Genomic DNA, 23,758 nt, shown 5'->3' on the forward strand with positions numbered 1-23,758 from the left:
TGTCCCTTTATAACCTGCACCTCAACTAGCCTAATAAGGCTCATAAGATGATGCTACTTTGCTTAATATTAATTCCACTCCTGGGCGGGCTGCTTGCCTGGTACAGTCAAGGCTTTAATCCAAACTTGCCACGCAGAATATCTCTGTTCACACTCCTGGGCAGCTTGGCCTATATAGGGATTTTGACATTAACCAGCCCACTTGCCCGAAGCAGTCAGTGGCTTTTCGATGAGAGCCATGTCTGGATTGACAGGTTTAACATCACGGCTCACTTTTCCATGGATGGCCTTAGCCTGATCTTGATATTACTAACCCTATTGATGGGCCTAGCCGCCCTCTCTTCGGCCTGGAGTGAGATTGACAAACATCAGGGATTCTTCTACTTCAATTTTCTCTGGACCTTAGCCGGGATCATAGGTGTTTTTCTGGCGATGGATCTGCTGCTCTTCTTCGTCTTCTGGGAAGTCATGTTGGTTCCCATGTATTTTCTTATTGCCATATGGGGACATGAAAACCGTCGATATGCTGCGCTGAAATTCTTCTTATTTACCCAGGCTGGCGGATTATTGATGCTACTGAGCACCATAGCCTTAGTCGTATTCCATTATCAGGAAACCGGCCAGCTTAGCTTCAACTACCATGTGTTAATTCTCGCACCCATCGCTTCCCCTACGGCCATCTGGATCTGTTTAGGTTTTATTATCGCTTTTCTGGTCAAGCTGCCCGCCTTTCCCTTTCACCCCTGGTTACCCGATGCCCACACCCAAGCCCCCACTCCGGCGAGTATTATATTGGCGGCAATACTCTTAAAGACAGGTGGTTACGGCATCATACGATTCGTACTGCCCCTGTTTCCCGACGCGGTGCAGTTTTGGTCGCCACTGATGATGAGCCTCGCCGTTTTGAGCATCATCTACGGCGCCTTGATGGCTTTTTCTCAACATGACTTGAAACGCATAGTGGCCTACTCGAGTGTGAGCCATATGGGCTTCGTACTCTTAGGTTGCTTTAGCCTGAACATGATTGCACTTCAGGGCGCTGTGATGCAGATGCTCGCCCATGGTCTGAGCAGCGCGGCTCTGTTTATGTTAGTCGGCCTGATACAACAAAGGCTTCATAGCCGGGATCTGCATCAATTTTCCGGCTTATGGCGCTATTTTCCTCAACTGAGCGCCATGGGACTCTTCTTCGCCATCGCCTCCCTAGGCATGCCGGGGTTGGGCAATTTTATCGGAGAATTTCTCGTACTGGTCGGCGCCTTAGAACAGCACGCTAGTTTTGCCGTTCTAGCCTCCTTGGGCTTGATACTTGGCGCTGTGTATTCCCTGCGCATGATTCAAAAGAGTTTCTTCGGGCCTTTTCAAACCCGAGGCTCAGACTTGGATGACCCAGCCTCCACAGTTGACACAGAAATAGCCCTCACATCGACAAGTGATCAAGTAAGCGCCAAAGTGGCTCCCCTCTCAAAACCGCCTACCCTCTCCAGCCCATACCCAGATCTTAGCCTGAAGGAGAAGTTGACTCTCATGTCAATCGCAGCTGGCTTGATACTTTTGGGGATACACCCACAACCACTATTGGACATGCTAGAGCAACCATTAGCCCAAGTACTTGCGCTATACGCCATAACAGGAAGTGCACTATGAGTAACCACTACCTTCCGGCAGGCATATTGTTGAGCACAATTTTGATCTTGCTACTGAGTATTGCCTTAAAACGCTCGCACATTCATGCTTTTTTGATCACAGGTGTGGGCTTAATTGGCGCTTGTCTGGTTCAAGTGTCCTTGATTGAAGCCCCTGCCACGTCTGAGCTACTATTTATTTTCACCCCGGTAAATGCCCTTGTCTCTGCTGGATTATTAGTCATCTTAGTCTTTCTCTGGTCTCAGCTTTATCATTGGCTGGATAAGTCGGATAACACCAATGAAGAGTATTATCTGCTGTTATTGACGGCCAGTCTGGGCGCTGTGTCCATGATTGCCAGTCAGCATTTCGCCAGTTTCTTCCTGGCCTTAGAACTAATGAGCCTCTCTTTCATCGGGCTTATCGCCTATTCAAATAACAATCCTAATAGTCAGGAAGCCGGAATTAAATACCTAGTGCTATCGGCCGGCGCTTCGGCTTTGATACTCATGGGAATCGCGCTCATCTATCTGCAAACGGGCAGCCTGACATTTGATGCAGTGTCTACAAACAAGCTGCAGCACCTAGCGAGTTCGCCGCTGAATTTAACCACTAGCGGGATGATCTTTATTCTCACAGGACTTTGTTTCAAACTGTCTCTGGTACCTTGTCATCTGTGGGTCGCAGACATTTTTGAAGGAGCTCCTCTGCCCACTACGGCCCTCTTGGCTATCGTCTCGAAATTGTCAGCTTTTATCGTGTTATGGAGGATGTTCAGTTATGGAGAGTGGCAAACCGATAGCACAATTTTAGACGTCATCGCCCTAGTCGCGGTCGCATCTATGCTTATTGGTAACTTGTTAGCACTGCAGCAAGATAGACTGCTGCGAATATTGGCCTTCTCCTCTATCTCTCACTTTGGTTATCTACTGATTATGTTGTTATTACTCGAGGGTAATGCCAGCCTGCTAAATGATATAAGCTTTAATCTTGAAGCAATGGTTTTTTATCTACTCGCCTATATGATCACCTTAACAGGTACCTTCTCAGTGTTAATGCAGCTGGAAAATACCACCTCAATCAAGCAATTAAGCGGCCTTTTCTGGCGACAACCCCTGCAGGCAACATGTTTAAGTGTACTCATGCTGTCTTTAGCCGGGATACCATTAACCATAGGATTTATGGGAAAGTTCTATCTTGTCGCTGCAGCCATCTCCGGCCAGCTTTGGTGGCCGATGAGCTTCTTGGTGATTGCCAGTGTGATAGGCCTTTATTTCTATCTTAGGATCATCATGATCATGTTAGCTAAAACTGAAAGCGCCTCTGTCCCATGTAAACTTGATATAAGGGAAAAAGTGACTTCTTGGGTCATTATCATAACCGTCATAGGTGTAGGAACATTTCCAAGTGTATTTGCCGACATGCTCGAGGCTGTCACCCACTGACTGGTGTTATTAACGACAAGTACAGGCTGCATCACAAGTTAATATAAAAGTACAAATAAACTCGGATAAATCATACTGTTATTTTCTTCCAACATGATAGAGTGACTTGCGCTTTTACTTATATAACCGAGTCTACATTTATTATGCCTTTCTATCAGTCTCCACAGGATATCAGTGCTTTCGATGCAAAATTTGAAGCACAAAAAATTGCTTTCGCCCCTATCAGTTTTCAAGTCGCACGCTGTTTACTCAAATTTGGCATATTAGAGCAGATAGATGCTGCGGGTAAATCTGGCTGTTTGCTCGAAGATATTCAACACAGCACCCAGTTATCTGAATATGCTGTCAGCGTATTACTGGATATGGGCCTGAGTATGAGACTCGTTTGGCATAAAGATGAACGTTATCGCTTGGATAAGATTGGTTTCTTCCTGCTACACGATGATATGGCCAAGGTTAACCTGAATTTTGTCCATGATGTTTGCTACCAAGGTGTATACGAGTTAGAGGCATCACTCGTCGAAGGCAAGCCAAAGGGACTAAAAGTATTCGGTGATTGGGAGACTATCTACCCCACTCTCAGTGAATTACCCGAGCAAGTAAAACAAAGTTGGTTCGAATTCGATCACTACTATTCAGATCATGCTTTTGGCCAGTTACTGCCATTAATATTTAAAAACCAGCCTAAACATATCGTCGACGTCGGCGGTAATACCGGAAAATGGGCACTGGCATGCACAGGCTATAACAGCCAGGTCAATATCACCATCATGGACCTCCCCGGTCAGCTGAAAGTCGCCTTAAAAAATGCTAAGAATAAAGATGTAGCCGACCGAGTCCAGGGGTATGAATGCAACCTCCTCGATGAGTCACAAGCTTTCTGCCGTGAGGGCGACCTTTATTGGATGAGCCAATTTTTGGATTGCTTCTCCAAGCCGCAAATATTAAGTATTCTGAAACGTACTGCACTGAGTATGACGACGCTAAGTGAGCTGTGTATATTAGAAACTTATTGGGACAGGCAACCGTTCGAGGCCGGCGCATATTGTGTCAATGCCACCTCTATCTACTTCACCGCCATGGCAAATGGTGACAGTAGAATGTATCACTCTAAAGATATGTTGAGTCTCATCTCCCAAGCCGGTCTGTATGTCGATGAGGATATCGATGACATTGGACTCGGGCATACCTTATTACGTTGTAAGCTAAAACCAAGCTAATATGGAGTCTATTTAGTCATACTAAATTAAATTGAACTCATGATTAACTAGAATCAAATATTTTTAATGAGTCTATTCCCTTAACATTAAGTCATCACTTAATAACTAGGGAGTAGAAATGAAATCTACTTTTAACCTCCTTTCTCACCGAGTCTCTCGTTTACCAAGCCCTATGGCCGGCTTAGCACTTGCTATCGCTAGCCTAGGTTGGGCATGGGAGAGTATGCTTCCAGCTATGGGAGGTCGAGGCCAAATCATCAGCGCTGCTATTGCGGCTATCTTGCTTGCAAGCCTGGTGATTAAATTTGTACTTCACCCAAAGGTTTTACATGAGGAGCTCACTCACCCGGTCATAGGCAGCGTGATCCCAACGTTTGCCATGGCGCTTATGGTCATTTCAAACTCCATCGGTCAATACTCAGCAGCTACAGGTCAAATAATCTGGTTACTAGCCATAATCATCCACTTGGTCTTCCTCAGTATGTTTGTTTTCTATAGAGCCATAGATTTTAAGTTAGAGCATATGGTACCAAGTTGGTTTGTGCCGCCTATTGGTATCATAGTCGCCGCCGTAAGCTTCCCTAGTCATGCTGAGTCGGCAGCTCAAAATCTTCAGTGGATTGCTAACGGCACATTAAACTTCGGTATGCTGTGTTACCTCGTCATGTTACCAATCATGCTATACCGCCTGATATTTTGTGCCCCCATTGCCGATGCAGCTAAACCCACCATTGCCATACTGGCTGCCCCCGCCAGTTTATCTTTAGCCGGTTACCTGACGATTAGCACCCAGCCTTCGATTGTTGTTGTCGCACTTCTGCTCAGCATTGCAGTCTTAATGACGTCGGTTATCTATCTGGCCTTCTTTCATTTGTTAACACTGCCCTTCTCACCTGGCTATGCTGCATTTACCTTCCCTATGGTCATAGGCGCAACAGCTCTGTTCAAGACCTACTACTGGCTAACTGAGACCTATGGAATGAATCAATTCACCAGCCTTATCCAGCAAGCAGCAGAGGGCGAACTGTTTATCGCAACCGCAGTGGTCATATATGTCGCCTATCGTTACTTATCTCACTACAGTCCTAGTGCTTGGAGAGCATAAATATCTACACGGAAACAGGTACTGCTCAACTATTTATTACATATCATTCAGTATTTCCCACAGCCATCAATTTATGATGGCTGACTTTCTGTCTTCTAATATTGATTTCCTCTGATCACAAGTCGCTTACAAAAACAACAAACTCAAACATTAAACTTATTTACAAATACATCAAACTTGTAAAATTGATGATATTTCAAACAAACTAAAAACAAAACAAGGAGATCAAAATGGTGACCAAAATCACAAGATGATTATATTTGTTTCAATCGAATACTTTTTTCACGATCATCCGGTTAACCATATGTTACCGATTTAACCCAGGGAAACATTTATAAAGCTCTCCGAACAAATAGAAACAGAATATAAAATGCCCAAAGATTAACACACCCATTATAATTGTAACCTAACCCATTGATTAACAGATTTACAACAGCCTGAAGTGTTGCGAGAAAGGGGTGGGCAAGTTAACCAAAAGTAGTAATGCGCTTTAATCCTTCTCGTTTACATACCATTGCAGATGTTATCACTACGTGCTTATATCCCACTCCTAGCAACATTAATCAATATTCGTTTAATAAAATTAACAAGCGTATGACTGATTGCATTTGTTGCTATATAAAAATTAAAACCAAATTATTAAAAACATAATAAGTGTCAGGGAGAACAAAATGCTGCCAAACTCAAAAATGGCTAAAGCTGTACGTTTTGCATTAATTAGTGGTGCTGCAACTGCCGCATTAACTGCGCCAGTCGTATTTGCTGCAAGTGATGATGAAAAAGTAGAAAGAATTCAAGTTACTGGTTCACGTATAAAACGTACTGACTTAGAAGGATCTTCACCGGTAACGACTATTACCGCTGCTGATATGGAAAAAACTGGCGCTATGTCAGTCGCCGATGTTTTACGTCGTAGTAACTTAAACACCTTCGGCTCAAGCGCCGAATCATCGGGTAGCTCTTGGCAGAGCCAAGCTAATATCAACTTGCGTGGTGCTGGAGCAGACAGAACTTTGGTTCTTCTAAACGGCAAACGTATGCCTGGTTCACCGACTATGGGTGGCACAGCAGTTAACTTAAACACCATTCCTACTGCCGCTATTGAACGCATCGAAATCCTTTCTGATGGTGCTTCAGCTGTTTATGGTTCTGATGCCGTTGCTGGTGTTGTTAATATTATCCTTAAGAAAGATTTTGAAGGACTAGAGATCTCCGGTACGGGTACTAACCCTCAACAAGCTGGTGGTGAAGAGTGGAAAACTCACATCATAGGTGGTACGAGCAGCGACAAGGGCAGTCTAACTTTCTCATTCGAACATCAGAGTCGTGAAATTATCTTCCAACGTGATCGTTGGTTCACAAGCTCTACTAACACATTAGCAGAGAAATATGCCGATACGACGGGTGTTTCTGCATATGCCCGTAACTTTTTGGATATGACTTCAGGACAGTTTAGCCCAATGGCTGCCTGTGATAACAAAAAAATGGTCGGTGGCGGCCATGTTTACGATTATGGTGATGGCGATTATATCTGTGGTTATGACTACACCTCAGAAGCAGCCGATCACGCCGCGCGTAAGTATACTGCAGGTTATGTAACTGCAAATTACGAGCTATCTGACGAAATCATGTTTGAAACTCAAGGCCTATTCTCACGTAACGAGACTTTCGGTCGTTTCGCTCCTGCAGCTGGCTGGTTTAATGTTGATGCTGGTCAAGTTGATATTCAAAATTACTCAGCCGATGGTACTAACACTGGCACAAGTAAAAATGAAAATGATGGCCGAGTTTACTATCGTTTCACCGACGTAGGTACCCGTGATTCATCTACAATCGATTACAGCACAGATATCCAAGTTGGTTTAGTCGGTGAGCATGATGACTTTGGCTGGGATTTCACTTATCACTATAATCTAGCTGAAAATAGCAACTACGGTAAGGGCTATGTACACCGTCCAACTGTTGAGGCTATGGTTAAGAGTGGTGAATTTAATTTCGGTCCAGAAGGAAACAGTGAGGCTGTTGTTGCTGCAATAAGCCACGATACCCTTAAGCAAGATATCATGGAATTCCAAAGTGTGAATGCTGGTATCAACTTCGAAGCTATCGATCTTCCTGCTGGCATAGTTGGTTGGTATGTGGGTACTGAATTTATGCAGTACAAATATGAAGCTAACGTCGATGCCGAAACCGCTGCAGGTGAAGTCATCGGATCTTCGGGTAACGGTTCAGGCGGAGATCGCGATGTATTTGCAGTCTTTGCTGAGAGTATCATTCCCGTTACTGATGATCTGGAACTCAACCTTGCATTCCGCTACGACAAGTATTCAGACTTTGGCTCAGCAACGACTCCTAAGATTGCACTTAGATACCAGCTAATTGAAGATGTTGTATTACGTGCATCATGGGGCCAAGGCTTCCGTGCACCGGCATTATCAGATCTTTATGCTGCCGATTCTTTCAGTGCAGATTCAGCAACCGATTATCACTATTGTGAACAGCAAGGAACGTCTACTACAGACTGTAAAGCTAAGCAATATGACGTAACTCGTACGGCTAACTCTGAGCTACAGCCTGAAACATCTGATTTCTATAATCTTGGTGCAATCTGGAACATCACAGACAACTTCAGTACTAAAGTTGAATATTACAATTTAAGTATCGATGATGTGATCACGTTTATCACTCTTGACTCTTTGCTTAAAGAAGAGAAGAAAGTCGGCTACGGTAACTTGGCTCTAGGTGATATCAAACGTGTGGGTAATAATGCAGATGGTAAAATCTTGTCTGCAACGACCCCACAGGTCAACGGTAATGGCTTCGATACTTCTGGTATCGATTTCAACTTAACCTATTCTGGCTTAGAAACTGCCGCTGGTGATTTTGGCTCAACATTCGATCTAACTTACATCATCTCTTTCGATGATGAAGAGTACTTCAACGGACCAGTAAACAACCAAATTGGTCGTAATGGCATGCCAGAGTACCGCTTCACTTGGGTTGTTGATTGGGCATATGGTGATCACTCAGCTTCACTATTGACTCAATACATTGATGGACAATCTGAAAAAACAGATCCAAATACCTATGAGCAAATAGGAAGTCTTTCATCACAAACAACATTCGATGCAAGCTATAGTTACATGGCTGCATGGAATGGTAAGTTTACCTTAGGTGTGCGTAACATCACCAATGAAGATCCAGTTCTAGATTCAGATCTAGAATATGATTCATCTCTTTATAATCTATACGGACGTACATACACAGCGTCTTATACACAAAAATTCTAAAAAAGATAATTTTTGACAAAAGCCTAGGTTATTCCTAGGCTTTTTTAACTCAGTTAATATGATTTTAAACAGAAAAACGGCATCATTTGATGCCGTTTTTCTATTAATCTATCTAATCATACTGGCATTAACTAAAACCTAAATAGTGTGCCCCTACGACCACTAAGCTTGATACAACAAACAATCCAAGCATAAAACGCCAGATAAACTTAAGCCAATCCCCCCAATCGACGCGACACACACCTAAGGTCGCCATCAAGGATGCCGATGTCGGAACCAAGACATTTGTAAAACCATCTCCCAACTGAAACGCAAGCACGGCCACCTGCCTGGTCACACCCACAATATCGGCCAATGGCGCCATTAAAGGCATCGTCAGAGCAGCCTGTCCCGAGCCAGAGGTCACGAAGAAATTAAATACCGACTGGAACAGCAACATAAACCAGGCAGAAAGAGCGTTAGGTAATTGGCCAATGACGTTACCTGCACTGTTTAAAATAGAATTAAGCACGCTAGGTTCAGTTGGACCACCGCCGCCGAGTAAGATAAGAATGCCTGAAGCACAACCAACTAACACGGCAGGTTCAAGCATAGTGCCTGCGCCTTGCTTAAAGCTGGTCGCCACTTTATTGATTGTCATGCCATTAAGCTTGAATATCACGCCTATCGAGCCTATCACTATACCCATGGTAAAAAACTGGCTGGCGATCTCGGGAATAAACCAAGCCTGAGTCACCACGCCCCAGATCACCCAAGCAACAGTCGCAACAATCGACAGTAATACTAAGATGTCGCCGATATTGAAACGACTATCTAAGCTAGCTTTACTCTGGTTATCCCTAAAATAAGCATCCGAATGGTAACTAAGGGAGAGTGAAGGTGTTTGTTTGATCTTCTTAGCATAGCTCATGGTGAATGCCAGCCCCATCAGGGTGAATCCTGCCCACATGATCACTCTCATACCCGAGCCCGATAGCACAGGTATACCGGCTATCCCTTGGGCGATGGCTACACTAAATGGATTCATCCATGAGCTGGCAAACCCAATCTGGGTCGCCACATAGGTAACCATCACGGTCGTTATGCCATCGTAGCCCAGTCTTATCATCAGGGGACAGATGATTATCGCGAAGGCAATAGCCTCCTCCCCCATGCCGAACACGGCGCCGCCGAGAGAAAACAAACTAAATATAGCCGGAATAAACAGCATCTCATTACCACGGGTCTTATCGATAAGCCTTAAGATGCCATTATCTATGGTGCCCGTTGCCATCACGACTCCGAACGAGCCGCCAATCACCAGCATAAACATGATGACGCCGATGGCGCTACCCCATTTGGAGCCTGAGACAAGACCTTCGAAAGCGAAGTTAAAGAAACCTGCGCCACCGCCTCCTTCAAACAGCGCAACAGGCTGAAGTTTAGGATCGCCATGCTCGTCTAGGATATATTGAAATGAACTTGGATCGACAACGACTCGCGACTTTTCAACACCATCGGCTAAATAATTGACCTCTTGAGTATCGAAGGCCCCAATAGGGACAAAATAGGTTAAAACCGCAGCCGCCAATGCAACGAAAAAAATGATAACTAAGGTATCTGGCATCTGCCATGTAGAGATGTTTTTGACCGCTTGGGCTTTACCAATTGAGCTCGTCTGTTCCATATTTACAGCCATTTATTCTTATAATATGGACGCAATATAAACTAAATTAACACTTGCCTCAAAGCGATAACACACAGAAGCAATGTGTAGTCTCAAATTAATGAGCCCATTATCGAATCATAAATATCACTACCACCATCTTGCAGTACAAATTATCCGCTAACAAGCTAACCTGATCTGCAAACTTAAAGACTATTACCAATTGATTTAATCTTGAACAGATCTATCCTAATCGATTGAAATTATTTAAATATAAATATAAAAACCTTCTCTGTTCGTTATTATTTTCGATATTAATAATACTCACTAGAATACATGAAGCAAATTACGTGCCTAAAGTATCCCTTTATTAGGCTTACCTATACAATTGTTACCTTGCTCGCAAAATTTTGATTATCAAAGCCAGTAGCCCAGACAAGGAGTGCCGTCATTTTCAGATTGTGTTATCATCTCCGTGGTAAATTGGTCTTACCAATTTAAGATCGAGTGTTAATGAACCACAGCTAGATTCAAGTAAAGATCAAGCATTGACAAAGGAACATTCTGTAAATAAATTACACTTTTCGAGTTTTAGGCCGCAATTTGACCAAGATCACGAAATTTAATTACACCTTTTTTATACTGGCTTTATCGGGAACAAATTTACTCACTTAGCGGTTCCATTGACCAAGGATCAATCTTATATTGGTTGAAAAAACCAATATAAGGCAATTAAAAGGCGAAACATGAAAAATAGTCCGAGTCCGTTTGATGCTAATACTCCAGCAGCCACCGCACTAAAAGTGGAAGATGCTGCCGTTATTAAAGTCAACCGAGACACAGTGTCTACGCTGATCCTGGCGATGACGGCCGGCATGTTTATCGGTTTAGCCTTTATCTTCTATGTCGTTGCCACGGCAGGAGGCAGCATTCTTCCCTACGGACTCAATAAACTCATCGGTGGTCTCTGTTTTAGCCTGGGCCTGATGTTAGTTGTCGTTTTGGGAGGCGAGCTATTTACCTCTACCGTATTGACCATTACTGCCCGCGCCAGCAAACGTGTTACCACTAAAGCGTTAATGCGTAACTGGGGGCTGGTTTATCTGGGCAACTTTATCGGTGCCATGCTCTTAGTCGGTCTCATGATCGCCGCTAAGCATTATGAGGCGGGACACGGGCTGATTGGCCTAGGTTACTTACAGACAGCTCAAGCTAAACTAAACCATACATTCGGACAAGCCTTTGCCTTAGGCATCATGTGTAACATCATGGTTTGTCTGGCTGTTTGGATGGCCTACGCTGGAAAAACCGTCACCGACAAGTTGCTTGCCGTTGTATTACCCGTTGCCATGTTTGTCGCCGCAGGTTTTGAACACTGCATAGCAAACATGTTTCTTATTCCGATGGCGATTTTTACTAAGCAAGTTGCAACAGCCGATTTTTGGGCAAGCGCGGGGATAGACCCTAACCAGTTTGCCGATCTAACTTGGAGTCAATTTATACTCCACAATCTCGTCCCGGTCACTTTAGGTAATATTGTGGGCGGCGCTATTTTCGTAGGACTCACTTATTGGTTTGTTTATCGCCGCCCCGCACTCGCGAAGGCACAGAACGATAATCAAGTTTAATTCTTAACAGAAGGTATTTGCGCTATGACCGAAAAAACTGAACAGTTTGCCAACGCATGGGAAGGATTCACCGCCGGCGATTGGAAATCTCAAGTCAATGTTCGTGACTTTATCCAGACTAACTACACCCCTTATGAAGGCAATGAGTCATTTTTAGCCGAAGCAACCGAAGCAACCACCAAGCTTTGGGACAAGGTGATGGTTGGGATCAAGCAAGAAAACCAGACTCATGCACCTGTGGATTTCGATACCGACAAGGTATCGACCATCACGTCCCATGAAGCCGGTTACATCGAGCAAGAGCTCGAAACCATTGTTGGCCTTCAGACAGAAGCACCGCTTAAGCGTGCCATGTTGCCAAACGGTGGTATTCGTATGGTAGAAGGTTCATGCAAGGCATACGATCGCGTACTTAACCCAGAGATTAAATATGTCTACTCTGAGCTACGTAAGACTCACAACCAAGGTGTGTTCGATATCTACACCCCGGAAATCATGGGTTGTCGTAAATCAGGCATACTGACCGGTTTACCTGACGCCTATGGCCGTGGTCGTATCATCGGTGATTACCGTCGTATCGCCCTTTACGGCATCGATTATCTGATGACCGACAAGTTCGCCCAATTCGGCTCCTTACAAGAGCGTTTCGAAACTGGTGAAGACTTAAGTGCTACCATGCAACTTCGTGAAGAGATTGCCGAGCAGCACAAGGCATTGGGTCAAATGAAGCAGATGGCTACCAGCTATGGTTTCGACATATCTAAGCCTGCAAGCAATGCTAAAGAAGCCATTCAATGGACTTACTTCGGTTATCTAGCCGCAGTAAAGAGCCAAAACGGCGCCGCCATGTCTCTTGGCCGTACTTCAAGCTTCCTCGATATCTTCATCGAACGTGATCTTAAAAATGGTACCTTGACCGAGCAGCAAGCTCAGGAGATGGTCGACCACTTCGTGATGAAGCTACGTATGGTTCGTTTCCTACGTACCCCCGAATACGATGAGCTATTCTCAGGTGATCCAATCTGGGCCACTGAATCGATTGCCGGCATGGGTCTAGATGGCCGTACTCTGGTCACTAAGTCCAGCTTCCGTTTCTTGCATACTCTGTACAACATGGGTGCGAGTCCTGAGCCAAACATCACAGTGTTATGGTCTGAGAAGCTACCGTTAGACTTTAAGAAGTACTGTGCTAAGGTCTCTATTGACACTAGCTCAATCCAGTATGAAAATGATGACCTTATGCGTCCCGATTTCGAGTCTGACGACTACGCTATCGCCTGCTGTGTTAGTCCTATGGTTATCGGTAAGCATATGCAGTTCTTCGGTGCTCGTGCTAACTTGGCCAAGACTATGCTTTATGCCATCAATGGTGGTGTCGATGAGAAGCTTAAGACGCAAATAGGTCCTAAGTCCGATGCTATCACATCAGAAGTGTTAGATTTTGATGATGTTATGGGCCGCTTGGATACCATGATGGACTGGTTAGCCACTCAATATGTGTCTGCACTCAACGCTATTCACTTCATGCATGACAAATACTCCTATGAAGCCGCCCTGATGGCACTTCATGACCGTGATGTGCGTCGTACCATGGCATGTGGTATTGCGGGCTTGTCTATCGCCGCCGATTCACTGTCTGCGATTAAGTTCGCCAAAGTTAAGCCAATCCGTGACGAAAATGGTATCGCCATCGATTTCGACATCCAAGGTGATTACCCTAAATTCGGTAACAACGATGCACGAGTCGATGACTTAGCCAGTGATCTCGTCGAACGTTTCATGGCGAAGATTCGTCATATGAAAATGTACCGCAACGCCATACCTACTCAGTCTATCCTCACCATCACCTCTAACGTGGTTTATGGTAAGAAGACAGGTACCACACCGGACGGACGCCCATCAGGTGCACCATTCGCGCCGGGTGCAAACCCAATGCATGGTCGTGACGAGAAAGGCGCTGTAGCTTCTCTGACTTCAGTAGCAAAACTGCCATTTGCTCATGCACAAGATGGTATCTCATATACCTTCTCTATCGTACCAAATGCACTCGGCAAAGATGAAGATGGCCGACGCACTAACCTTGCAGCACTTATGGACGGCTACTTCTCTCATAACGAGTCACGTGAGGGTGGTCAACATCTGAACGTCAACGTAATGAATCGTGAGATGCTCGAAGATGCCATCGTTAATCCGGACAAATATCCTCAGCTTACTATCCGAGTTTCAGGTTATGCAGTTCGCTTCAATGCCTTGACACCAGAGCAGCAGCAAGACGTTATCACACGTACCTTTACTAAGGGAATGTAATGAGCTTATCTTATATAGATGAGTCCTAGTTAACGTCAATAGAGTCAGGCTGTAGCCAAATAAACTACAGCCTAACTTAGCAAAATTAAGGAGAAATAATGACAGTAAAAGGTCGGATCCACTCACTGGAATCCTTTGGTACTGTAGACGGACCAGGCATAAGGTTTATCGCTTTTATGCAAGGTTGCCTGATGCGCTGCCAATACTGTCACAACCGCGATACCTGGGATCTTCACGGTGGACAAGAAGTCGAAGTGAAAGAGCTCATGGAACAAATTATCAGCTATCGCCCCTTCCTCGAAGCGAGTGGCGGTGGGGTAACCGCCAGTGGCGGCGAAGCTATATTGCAGGCGGAGTTTGTCTCGGCTCTATTCGCAGAATGTAAGAAAGAAGGCATTCACACTTGCCTGGATACCAATGGCTTTGTACGTAAATACACGCCTATCATAGATGAGCTGCTAGATAATACCGATCTGGTGCTGCTCGATATAAAACATATAGACGATCAAAGACACATCGACCTGACACAGGTCAGCAATCAACGCACCTTAGAGTTCGCCCAGTACCTGAATAAAAAACAACAAAAAACCTGGATACGTTATGTGGTTGTCGGTGGTTTCACCGATGATATTGGCGCGGCACAACGTCTGGCAAACTTCCTCAAGCCAATGACTAATATAGAGAAAGTTGAACTACTGCCCTATCACGAACTGGGAAAACATAAATGGGAAGCCATGGGAGAGACATATCAACTCGATAATATCTCACCACCGTCGAGTGAAACCATGGAACAGATAAAGCAGGTCTTTGTTGACGCTGGGATCAAGGCCATCTACTAGTAGAATGGATGATACTCGCTCAATATTAGTGATAAAATTAAAGCTCTTCCCAATAAGTATCGTCTAATCGCTCAAATGCCGCCTTTAATAACAGCGCCATGTCGAGATAACAAGCTCTCGGGCCAAGGGGACTATGTATGACTCCCATACTCGACAGTTTAGCGGTCAGTTGATCGCACCAATCGAGCAGAGACAGAGGCAAGGGATGGCGAGCACGCCAGCCGAGCCAAAGCAGACCTTGAACAGGTAAGCTAAGAAAAAACAGGGCAATAGTGATTGCCTGGGGCAAGAACCCCCAACCATGGATATAGACTTGACTCGTAGCAGCCAAGAGGGCGAGCACTGGCATCAAGGTCACTGCGAGTTGAGTCGCCCTGATGACCCGGTATTCGGGAAAGTAAAAACTAAGTTGTCTGACCATAGGCCAAGTCTTCATATATCGACGACCATCGCCCAGAGTTTTGATAACTTGAATGCTCAACTACGACACCTATTTATATGGATACTGCTTTTACCATAGCACATGCAGCAATAGAGCCCCAAGGCCTTGCGATAGCTAAATTAAGCAGTTCCAGGCTCCGACATAGGAGCACTTCTAGCGACTTCGGCTATTATTGCCAATGAAGTCATATTGTTCAGTGATAAATAATCACAGCATTACAAAAGGTTTAAACATGTCAAACAAACTGGTATTGGTACTTAATTGCGGTAGCTCGTCATTGAAATTTGCGGTTATCGACGCCTCTACGGGCGATGACCAGATCTCAGGTCTTGCTGAATGTTTTGGACTAGAAGACTCCCGTATCAAGTGGAAAGCCAACGGTGAGAAGCAAGTAGCCAGCCTAGGTGCATTCACCGCTCACCGCGAAGCAGTAGAATATATCGTTGATAATATCTTAAGCGCTCACCCACAAATTGCCGAACAGATCTTGGCTATCGGTCATCGTGTGGTTCATGGCGGAGAGAAATTCACTCATTCAGTCATCATAGACGAATCGGTAGTCCAAGGCATCGAAGACTGCGCTGCTCTCGCACCACTGCATAACCCGGCTCACCTTATCGGTATTCGCGCCGCCCAAGCCGCCTTCCCAAGCCAGCCTCAGGTTGCCGTATTCGATACCGCTTTCCACCAAAGTATGCCGGAAAAAGCCTTTATCTATGCCCTTCCCTATAAGCTATATCGTGAAAACAGTATACGTCGTTATGGTATGCACGGTACCAGCCACCTGTTCGTCAGCCGTGAAGCAGCTAAGGTTATCGGTAAGAATATCGAAGAGACCAATGTCATCTGTGCTCACTTAGGCAACGGCGCCTCGGTCACAGCCATCAAAGGCGGAAAGAGTGTCGATACATCCATGGGTCTCACGCCTCTGGAAGGCTTAGTCATGGGTACACGTTGTGGTGATATCGATCCATCCATCATACATCATCTTGTCAGCCGTCTAGGTTACACCTTAGATGAAGTTAACAACCTGATGAACAAGCAGAGTGGTTTGCTGGGGATCTCTGAGCTGACCAACGATTGTCGCGGCATAGAAGAAGCTTATGAACAAGGTCATAAAGGTGCCACATTGGCATTGGATATCTTCTGCTACCGCTTAGCTAAATATATCGCCTCATACACAGTGCCACTAGGTCGTCTGGACGCCTTGGTATTCACCGGCGGCATAGGCGAGAACTCAGATCTTATCCGAGCTAAGGTGCTTAACCTGTTAGAAATCTTCAGCTTCGAGGTTGATGATGAGCGTAATAAGGCTGCACGTTTCGGTAATCAAGGTCAAATCACCACAGACAAGGGTCCTATCGCATTAGTTATCCCGACTAATGAAGAATGGGTCATCGCAGAAGATGCCATGAGTCTGCTGAAGTAAATTAATACATGCAGGTTGGGGGCATATTGATTGCCTCGAGCCTGTCACGAAAGTCATTGAGTAAGCTAAATCGTTCGGCATGTTCAAATTAGAGAACATGCCATTTCGAGCGTCACCAAGAGGTTGTTATGTCTCGCAATATTATGTTAATCCCCATAGGTACAGGCGTAGGCCTCACCTCTATCAGTTTAGGTCTGGTTCGCGCCTTCGAGCACCACGGTGTTAAGGTTCGCTTCTTCAAGCCTATCGCCCAACAGCGTCCACAAGATGCGGGCCCTGAACGTTCGACCACCATCCTATGCAAGTCTCCGACAGTTAACCCACTCGAACCATTCGAGATGGAACATGCGGAAAACTTAGTTCGCGCCGATAAAATCGATGTATTGATGGAGCAGATCATCGCTCGCGTCAGTGAGTATACCGATGAAACTGAAACCTTGGTCGTTGAAGGTCTGGTACAGACCCGAAATCATCCGTTTTCCGGCGATGTTAACTATGCTATCGCCAAGGCTCTGGATGCCGATGTTATCTTTGTTGCCACACCTGGCAATGAGAGCGCTACGGCCTTGATGAACCGTTTAGAGATAGCCCATAACTCATGGGGCGGAAAGAAGAACAAACGTATCATAGGCGCCATCATCAACAAGATTGGTGCCCCGGTCGATGAGGAAGGACGCACGCGTCCGGATCTCTCAGAAGTCTTCGATCATCAGGATATCCAAAGACCCGATGCGGCAAATATGTTCCAACTACCGGGTAAGAGCTCACTGCGTATATTAGGCAGTGTGCCCTATAATCTGGATCTGGTTGCACCTCGCGCCTCCGATCTTGCCAAGCATCTTAGGGCTAAGATCATCAATGCCGGTGATATGCACACCCGCCGTCTGCGTAAAGTCACCTTCTGTGCCCGCAGTATTCCCAACATGGTCACTCACATAAAAACTGACTCGCTACTGGTCAGCTCAGGCGATCGCTCAGATGTCATCGTCGCCGCTTGTCTGGCCTCCATGAATGGTATCAAGGTCGGTGCCCTGCTGCTCACAGGCAGTTATGAGCCAGAGCCAGAGATCATGGCCCTATGTGAACAAGCCTTCGAAACCGGACTACCGGTATTCCTTATCGATACCAATACTTGGCAGACATCGCTCAACATCCAGCGCTTCGATCATGAAGTCCCAGTGGATGACGCCGTGCGCATCGAAGAGGTTCAGGAGTTCGTCGCCAGTCACATAGATCAACATTGGATTGAGTCTGCCACCAAGAACTCACCTCGTGAGCATCGCCTATCACCTCCAGCATTCAGATATAAGCTAACCGAGCTGGCGAGAGCCGCCCGCCGCACCGTAGTTTTGCCCGAAGGTAATGAGCCTCGCACTATCGAGGCGGCCAGTATCTGTGCCGAGCGAGGAATAGCTAAGTGTATCTTGCTTGGTAACAGGGAAGAGATCGAACGCATTGCAAACCAACAAGGTGTGACCTTAGGCGAAGGTATCGAGATAATCGAGCCGGAAACTGTCCGTGAACGTTACGTTGAACCTATGTTGGATCTGCGTCGTCACAAAGGACTCACTGAAGTCGTTGCTCGTGAGCAACTGGAAGACAACATGGTGCTAGGCACCATGATGGTCGCTCAAAATGAAGTTGACGGTATCGTCTCTGGCGCAGTTCATACCACAGCCAATACCATACGCCCTCCTTTACAGCTGATAAAGACAGCACCGGGAGCGAGTCTCGTCTCGTCTATCTTCTTCATGCTGATGCCAGATCAGGTATTAGTTTACGGCGATTGTGCCATCAACCCAGATCCCAATGCCGAGCAACTTGCCGATATCGCCATCCAGTCTGCCGAATCGGCTGCCGCATTCGGTATCGAGCCTAGAGTGGCTATGATCAGCTACTCTACCGGCAACTCAGGCACAGGTTCAGATGTGGATAAAGTGCGTGAAGCGACTCGAATCGCCAAAGAGAAGCGTCCTGACCTTATCATAGACGGACCACTTCAATACGATGCAGCAGTAATGCCAAATGTTGCCCTGTCTAAGGCACCTAATAGCCCTGTGGCCGGCAAGGCAACGGTATTTGTATTCCCTGATCTCAATACGGGTAATACAACCTACAAGGCGGTACAGAGAAGTGCCGACCTGATCAGTATCGGCCCTATGCTTCAGGGCATGCGCAAACCCGTCAATGACCTGTCTCGTGGCGCCCTGGTTGACGACATCGTCTACACCATAGCCTTAACAGCGATTCAAGCCTCACAAAGTGAGCAAGCTTAAATCAAGCCTGTCGGTTAACGTATAAAACAAAAAACCTCTCTAGCCACAAGCTAGGGAGGTTTTTTTAATAAGTGGATAACTAGCTCGACCAGATGACGAGAAATCATTCGAAACAGTAATGCGTCACTTTTTAACCAGCAGTTTAAGTCCATATTAAACATGAACTTAAAAGTTATGCATCTAGTCTTCAACATACTTGTCCACAGATTCTGTGGATAACCAGTAAAAGTTATTCATTCAGATATGACTGAATAACGCTTCGCTGTCAAGAATTAAAATACTTAATAGGATTGATGCACTCATCAGCCTTGCCTTGCTGCAGCAGAATAGCGATACTGACTCAAACCTTATTCGAGCCATAAAAAATAATCTATATGAAAATTATCGCCCTACTTAGTCTCCTCTTTCTTGCCGGTTGCAGTCCTGATAGCGCACCGACCCGAACACCTGAACAGGTTTCTCTCGGCTTCTTTCACGCCATCTATGTGGAACGAGACGTCAACAAGGCCAAACAATTTGTCAATGAGCCCATGAAAGAGGTGCTCAGCCACTACTACATAGCTTCGGCGGTACAGAGGCACGTCCTCAACCTCTCCATGACAGAGGTCACCATGCAGATCGAAGAGATAGATATCGACTTCTTCAGAAAGTTCACCGACGACGTTACCGTTATCGTCAAGATGCAGGGACTAAAGGGGGGTGAGGCCTGGATAGACGATAGAACCATTCGACTGCACAAAATTGGCTCGCGTTGGGAGATTACCGAAGTATTACTCGAGAAAGGTAATCTTAACTAGAAAGTAGAACGGAAAAAACAGGCAAAAAAATAGCAAGCTAAGCTTGCTATTTTTATTCCAGCATAAGCTAGATTAACTCTCGAATTGAGGATTGTTCCCTAATCCAAAAACGCATCTTCATCCTTCTCAACAGGTAAAGACTCCATCACTTCGTCTTGTACTTGGTAGTATGCGCTTTCGTATTCTTGAACTTCCATAACAACTCCGAATCCAGTTTGTAAGGTCTGAGGCATGTCATTACTTTGATGACATTTTGCCATGGTAGGAAGTGGCAGATGTTCTACTTACTTCTTGAACTAATTATATCAGGCATCCTGCCGCAATTACATAAAACTTTCAGTTTAGTTTCACTCGAAAGCTTAATCTATCGTCAAATTCGTTAAAAATAGCCTTAAACCGTTATAAAAGATGAAAGACTTTCACATTTTTATACGCTTGAGGCCTAAGTGTGATTTTTTTGCTGCAAAAAAATCTAGGCTTCGGCCCTCAAACTGCTATCAATTAAGGATAGCTATTAATATTTGTGGGAACGTCATTGAGTTTTTGGAGGACGGAATAATGAATGCGCTTGTTGAATTTGAAGCAGGAAGACTGGTTGACCTGTTTGGTCAAGGTGACACACTCAATATATTCATGTTTATGGACATGATGAACATGCCAATTGATGTACAGGACAGACTCTTCTCTGAGATATCAGCCTTAAAATATATAGATAAAGCAAAAGTCGAGCATATTATCGAGTCCCATGGTCAATCGACGATCCATGAAAGACTGAATTATTGATTCTTTAGCTTGAGTAGTTATCCTGCGGACATCTCTTAATCTATTAGCAAAATTAAATACCAGTCCTACATTCGAACTGGTATTTTGTCCTTGTATCTATAATTGAAACTTAGGTGTTTTTACGCCTATATTTAAGTACCTTGAGCGCTTTGTCTTTGCTGATATCCACGAAAACACTTGGATTAGCCAGCTGCTCAACAAATTCTAGTATTGGGCTAAACTCTTCCACTTGCTTCATCAAAAAATCGATACTCAACTCAGGCGCATTTAAGCACAAGAGTACCTCACCATCGGGCGTCAATAATTCAGGCAGACGTTTCAGCAGCCTGGAATAATCTTTTGTCGCCACGAAACTGCCTTTCTGGTTACTTGGCGGATCGGCGATAATCATCTCATAGGGACCAAGTTTGGTTAACTTACCCCAAGACTTGAAGATATCATGGCCGAAAAAACGTGCGCCAGCAGTGAACCCATTGAGTAGATGATTCTGTTTACCTATCGACAATGCCCCCTTGCTCATATCGATATTAACAACACTGTCACAGCCACCTTGCAGTGCTGCCACTGAAAATGCACAAGTATATGAAAATAAATTGAGTACCTTTTTACCTTGGGCATGTTCCCTCACCCATTGACGGCCGTTTTTCATATCGAGAAACAGGCCATGATTCTGCCCTTTCAGCAGATGAACATGGTATTGGGCACTGTTCTCAAGGACAGTGTGCTTATCCGGGACACTTCCCTCGATTAAATCGGTTTGAGTACGTCCGCCGCTGCGATACTGATAAACAAGGTTTATCACTTCGCTGCCTTTAAGGACGTGCCACCTTTGTTTTATCAATTCTACCGACTTATCTAAGGTATCAGGCTCCAGAGGCTTAAAACTGGTTAACAGGAGTACTGGCGGGTACCAATCCAAACAGATATGCTCAGCTCCTGGATATAAGCCACCACGACCATGAAAAAGGCGATTAACCTCCTCCCCCAGAGTCATTTTATTCAACTCATCAAAAAATAACTGCATTTCTCTCACTTGTAGAAATTTATTTCTCTATAAAAACAACAAAACCACGTATCAGTGGCTTTGTTAATATTCGAATCTCGCCGACAAAACTTAAACGATCTGAGACACATCCTCTTTCTCATTATCATTATCATCCGGCTTAACATCATCAACATCATCGGCCAGCAATATCGCTAACCAGCTCCCTCCCTGACTCGATTCGAGGGCGATTTTGACAATCATGGTTAAGGGTACCGATAATAACATGCCTACTGAGCCTAATAACCAGCCCCAGAAGATTAATGATAGGAAAACAACCAAGGTAGAAAGACCTAAACCTTTACCCATATATCTAGGCTCAACTACGTTACCCATGACCATATTCGTGCCGAAATAAAGCAGAGCCGTTGCCCCTGCTGCTGCTGGGCCGAGTTGAATAAATGCCAATAGCACAGAAGGAATAGCGGCGATAATTGAACCTATATTGGGAATGTAATTAAACAGGAAGGCGATGACCCCCCATAAAAGCGCATAATCCACCCCGATAATTGCCAGGCCGAACCCAACAATCACACCAGTCGCCAGACTCACTAGCGTCTTAATCACCATATACTGATTAACCGAGTGCAAAAACTTATCTATCTGCTGCATTCTCATCTCAGGATCATCCAGAGCAAAATGTAGCTTCCTAGGCAAGGTCTGAGACTCAAACAGCATAAACACCACGGTAAGAATGATTAAAAACAGATTAGCCATCACACCACCCACGCCAGTTAACATGTTAGTGGTCATGGATAAGGCGATACCGGGATCGAAATAGTCCAAGATCTGCTCTTTGGTGATGATGATATTGAGTCTCTGCAGCTTTTGAACAATCCAACCAAATTGCTCCACCAGCTGATCACGATAGTGAGGTAACTGATTAGAAAACTCATTGATTGAACTGCCGACAATTTGCGCTAACCACAACCCCAGCATGACAATAAACACCATCAAGAGGAGAACAGCCAAAGATCTTGGCACTTTAAACCGTGTCATTCCGCCAATAACCGGATTACAGATCACGGCAATGAATGCCGAAAGCACAAATGGCACCACAATCGGGCTTGCCGCCTTAATTCCGGCTAAGATCACGACAATAAATGCCATGATCGCGAAACCTTTATACGCAACAGATTGGGTATCAACTCTTGGCATATGAATATAATCCTTCATGATTAACTAATAGATTGATAGGCTTAATAACTAATAGCTCGTAATAAAAATAACTTCAGCATGGAGCAATGACTAGTATGAGACCAGAAATCGCCATCATCCGCATCAAAAATCTACGTCTTAGGACATTTATCGGCATCAAGGATGACGAAATTCAAAACAAACAAGATATTTTAATCAATACTGAAATTCATTATTGTGCTAATAAAGCACGTAACAGTGACAATATGGATGATGCGCTGAATTATCGCACAATCACCAAAAAAATCATCGAATTAGTTGAACACAATCGATTTAATTTATTAGAAAACCTTACCGGTCAGGTGCTCAACATCGCCAGCGACCACGCTTGGGTCGAGTTTGCAAGTGTCGAAATAGATAAGCCTCATGCACTTCGTTTCGCAGATTCTGTGTCTCTCTCGCTTTGCTACAGTAAAAATAACAAGATGTAAGTGTCAGTAATCACGAGCTATACCGATTAATGATTTGGACCAGTTTACCCCATATTGATAGTCAAGAACCTGACATCTCAGGTTCTTGACTTCAGCCGCTACATTCACTCACATCAGAGTTTACACAGGTTACCCTGTCCCAAAGTGAACCAAGCCCGCCCGAGTTAAATACAGACCTTAGCCAATAATGATAGACAAGTAATTCAATTTCAGTCCGTTTACATGTCGAAAACATCATAAATATAAAGGCTTTGTGC

At 44.9% G+C, this 23,758-nt stretch carries 17 protein-coding genes; 13 read left to right on the top strand and 4 right to left on the bottom strand.

Going from position 1 to position 23,758, the window contains the following annotated elements; genetic code table 11:
- Window positions 1–47: 47 nt before the first annotated feature.
- The 5 genes from FS373_RS26340 to FS373_RS26360 all read left to right on the top strand — a co-directional run bounded on the left by FS373_RS26340 (window position 48) and on the right by FS373_RS26360 (window position 8,685).
- Window positions 48–1,646, top strand: coding sequence for a complex I subunit 4 family protein (locus FS373_RS26340; protein WP_152830945.1), 1,599 nt, complete (start codon window positions 48–50; stop codon window positions 1,644–1,646).
- Window positions 1,643–3,070 (top strand): NADH-quinone oxidoreductase subunit N, encoded by a 1,428-nt coding sequence (locus FS373_RS26345; protein ID WP_152830946.1) that lies wholly within the window; start codon window positions 1,643–1,645, stop codon window positions 3,068–3,070. The genes FS373_RS26340 and FS373_RS26345 overlap by 4 nt, the downstream gene beginning before the upstream one ends.
- A gap of 143 nt (window positions 3,071–3,213) precedes the next feature.
- Window positions 3,214–4,290: a methyltransferase gene (locus tag FS373_RS26350; RefSeq protein WP_144046001.1), complete on the top strand. Its 1,077-nt coding sequence runs from the start codon at window positions 3,214–3,216 to the stop codon at window positions 4,288–4,290.
- Between the two features lie 118 nt (window positions 4,291–4,408).
- Window positions 4,409–5,395, top strand: coding sequence for a TDT family transporter (locus FS373_RS26355; RefSeq protein ID WP_144046000.1), 987 nt, complete (start codon window positions 4,409–4,411; stop codon window positions 5,393–5,395).
- A gap of 671 nt (window positions 5,396–6,066) precedes the next feature.
- Window positions 6,067–8,685 (top strand): TonB-dependent receptor plug domain-containing protein, encoded by a 2,619-nt coding sequence (locus FS373_RS26360; protein WP_144045999.1) that lies wholly within the window; start codon window positions 6,067–6,069, stop codon window positions 8,683–8,685.
- A 127-nt stretch (window positions 8,686–8,812) separates the two neighbouring features.
- Here FS373_RS26360 and yfcC read toward each other — a convergent pair whose 3' ends face one another.
- Entirely contained in the window at window positions 8,813–10,351 is a 1,539-nt protein-coding gene (yfcC, locus tag FS373_RS26365; protein WP_144045998.1) for a putative basic amino acid antiporter YfcC, read from the bottom strand.
- Between the two features lie 725 nt (window positions 10,352–11,076).
- Here yfcC and focA point away from each other — a divergent pair.
- From focA to pflA, 3 genes are all read left to right on the top strand, one after another.
- Window positions 11,077–11,958: a formate transporter FocA gene (focA, locus tag FS373_RS26370; protein ID WP_144045997.1), complete on the top strand. Its 882-nt coding sequence runs from the start codon at window positions 11,077–11,079 to the stop codon at window positions 11,956–11,958.
- Window positions 11,959–11,982: 24 nt separating this feature from the next.
- Entirely contained in the window at window positions 11,983–14,265 is a 2,283-nt protein-coding gene (gene pflB, locus FS373_RS26375) for a formate C-acetyltransferase (RefSeq protein ID WP_144045996.1), read from the top strand.
- Between the two features lie 98 nt (window positions 14,266–14,363).
- The gene (pflA, locus tag FS373_RS26380; protein ID WP_144045995.1) at window positions 14,364–15,104 is read left to right on the top strand and encodes a pyruvate formate lyase 1-activating protein; all 741 of its coding nucleotides are present in this window, start codon (window positions 14,364–14,366) and stop codon (window positions 15,102–15,104) included.
- Between the two features lie 37 nt (window positions 15,105–15,141).
- Here pflA and yfbV read toward each other — a convergent pair whose 3' ends face one another.
- Window positions 15,142–15,585 (bottom strand): terminus macrodomain insulation protein YfbV, encoded by a 444-nt coding sequence (yfbV, locus tag FS373_RS26385; RefSeq protein WP_144045994.1) that lies wholly within the window; start codon window positions 15,583–15,585, stop codon window positions 15,142–15,144.
- Window positions 15,586–15,778: 193 nt separating this feature from the next.
- Between yfbV and ackA the strand changes: the two genes are divergently transcribed.
- The 4 genes from ackA (at window position 15,779) to FS373_RS26405 (ending at window position 20,831) form a co-directional block, all read left to right on the top strand.
- Complete coding sequence (ackA, locus tag FS373_RS26390) at window positions 15,779–16,975, top strand: acetate kinase (RefSeq protein ID WP_144045993.1); 1,197 nt, start codon at window positions 15,779–15,781, stop codon at window positions 16,973–16,975.
- A gap of 128 nt (window positions 16,976–17,103) precedes the next feature.
- The gene (pta, locus tag FS373_RS26395) at window positions 17,104–19,251 is read left to right on the top strand and encodes a phosphate acetyltransferase (RefSeq protein WP_144045992.1); all 2,148 of its coding nucleotides are present in this window, start codon (window positions 17,104–17,106) and stop codon (window positions 19,249–19,251) included.
- Between the two features lie 374 nt (window positions 19,252–19,625).
- The gene (locus FS373_RS26400) at window positions 19,626–20,048 is read left to right on the top strand and encodes a hypothetical protein (RefSeq protein ID WP_144045991.1); all 423 of its coding nucleotides are present in this window, start codon (window positions 19,626–19,628) and stop codon (window positions 20,046–20,048) included.
- Window positions 20,049–20,606: 558 nt separating this feature from the next.
- Entirely contained in the window at window positions 20,607–20,831 is a 225-nt protein-coding gene (locus FS373_RS26405) for a hypothetical protein (RefSeq protein WP_144045990.1), read from the top strand.
- A gap of 109 nt (window positions 20,832–20,940) precedes the next feature.
- Here the strand turns inward: FS373_RS26405 and FS373_RS26410 are convergent, their stop codons facing one another.
- Window positions 20,941–21,855 (bottom strand): class I SAM-dependent methyltransferase, encoded by a 915-nt coding sequence (locus FS373_RS26410; protein WP_152830947.1) that lies wholly within the window; start codon window positions 21,853–21,855, stop codon window positions 20,941–20,943.
- Between the two features lie 90 nt (window positions 21,856–21,945).
- Window positions 21,946–23,031, bottom strand: a complete 1,086-nt coding sequence (locus FS373_RS26415) for an AI-2E family transporter (RefSeq protein ID WP_152830948.1) — start codon at window positions 23,029–23,031, stop codon at window positions 21,946–21,948.
- Window positions 23,032–23,126: 95 nt separating this feature from the next.
- On the opposite strand from FS373_RS26415, the gene folX reads away from it, so the two are divergent.
- On the top strand, window positions 23,127–23,501 hold the full coding sequence (gene folX, locus FS373_RS26420; RefSeq protein ID WP_144045987.1) for a dihydroneopterin triphosphate 2'-epimerase: 375 nt from the start codon (window positions 23,127–23,129) through the stop codon (window positions 23,499–23,501).
- Window positions 23,502–23,758: the final 257 nt, after the last annotated feature.

The organism is Shewanella sp. YLB-07 (assembly GCF_009377275.1).

Excerpts from the sequence above, each read along its gene's own strand:
- FS373_RS26410 (WP_152830947.1), bottom strand. The coding sequence starts at position 21,855 with ATGCAGTTATTTTTTGATGAGTTGAATAAAATGACTCTGGGGGAGGAG.
- FS373_RS26415 (WP_152830948.1), bottom strand. The coding sequence starts at position 23,031 with ATGCCAAGAGTTGATACCCAATCTGTTGCGTATAAAGGTTTCGCGATC.
- FS373_RS26405 (WP_144045990.1), top strand. The coding sequence starts at position 20,607 with ATGAATGCGCTTGTTGAATTTGAAGCAGGAAGACTGGTTGACCTGTTT.
- FS373_RS26355 (WP_144046000.1), top strand. The coding sequence starts at position 4,409 with ATGAAATCTACTTTTAACCTCCTTTCTCACCGAGTCTCTCGTTTACCA.
- yfcC (WP_144045998.1), bottom strand. The coding sequence starts at position 10,351 with ATGGAACAGACGAGCTCAATTGGTAAAGCCCAAGCGGTCAAAAACATC.
- focA (WP_144045997.1), top strand. The coding sequence starts at position 11,077 with ATGAAAAATAGTCCGAGTCCGTTTGATGCTAATACTCCAGCAGCCACC.
- pflA (WP_144045995.1), top strand. The coding sequence starts at position 14,364 with ATGACAGTAAAAGGTCGGATCCACTCACTGGAATCCTTTGGTACTGTA.
- FS373_RS26400 (WP_144045991.1), top strand. The coding sequence starts at position 19,626 with ATGAAAATTATCGCCCTACTTAGTCTCCTCTTTCTTGCCGGTTGCAGT.
- FS373_RS26340 (WP_152830945.1), top strand. The coding sequence starts at position 48 with ATGATGCTACTTTGCTTAATATTAATTCCACTCCTGGGCGGGCTGCTT.
- FS373_RS26360 (WP_144045999.1), top strand. The coding sequence starts at position 6,067 with ATGCTGCCAAACTCAAAAATGGCTAAAGCTGTACGTTTTGCATTAATT.
- folX (WP_144045987.1), top strand. The coding sequence starts at position 23,127 with ATGAGACCAGAAATCGCCATCATCCGCATCAAAAATCTACGTCTTAGG.
- ackA (WP_144045993.1), top strand. The coding sequence starts at position 15,779 with ATGTCAAACAAACTGGTATTGGTACTTAATTGCGGTAGCTCGTCATTG.
- pflB (WP_144045996.1), top strand. The coding sequence starts at position 11,983 with ATGACCGAAAAAACTGAACAGTTTGCCAACGCATGGGAAGGATTCACC.
- FS373_RS26350 (WP_144046001.1), top strand. The coding sequence starts at position 3,214 with ATGCCTTTCTATCAGTCTCCACAGGATATCAGTGCTTTCGATGCAAAA.
- FS373_RS26345 (WP_152830946.1), top strand. The coding sequence starts at position 1,643 with ATGAGTAACCACTACCTTCCGGCAGGCATATTGTTGAGCACAATTTTG.
- pta (WP_144045992.1), top strand. The coding sequence starts at position 17,104 with ATGTCTCGCAATATTATGTTAATCCCCATAGGTACAGGCGTAGGCCTC.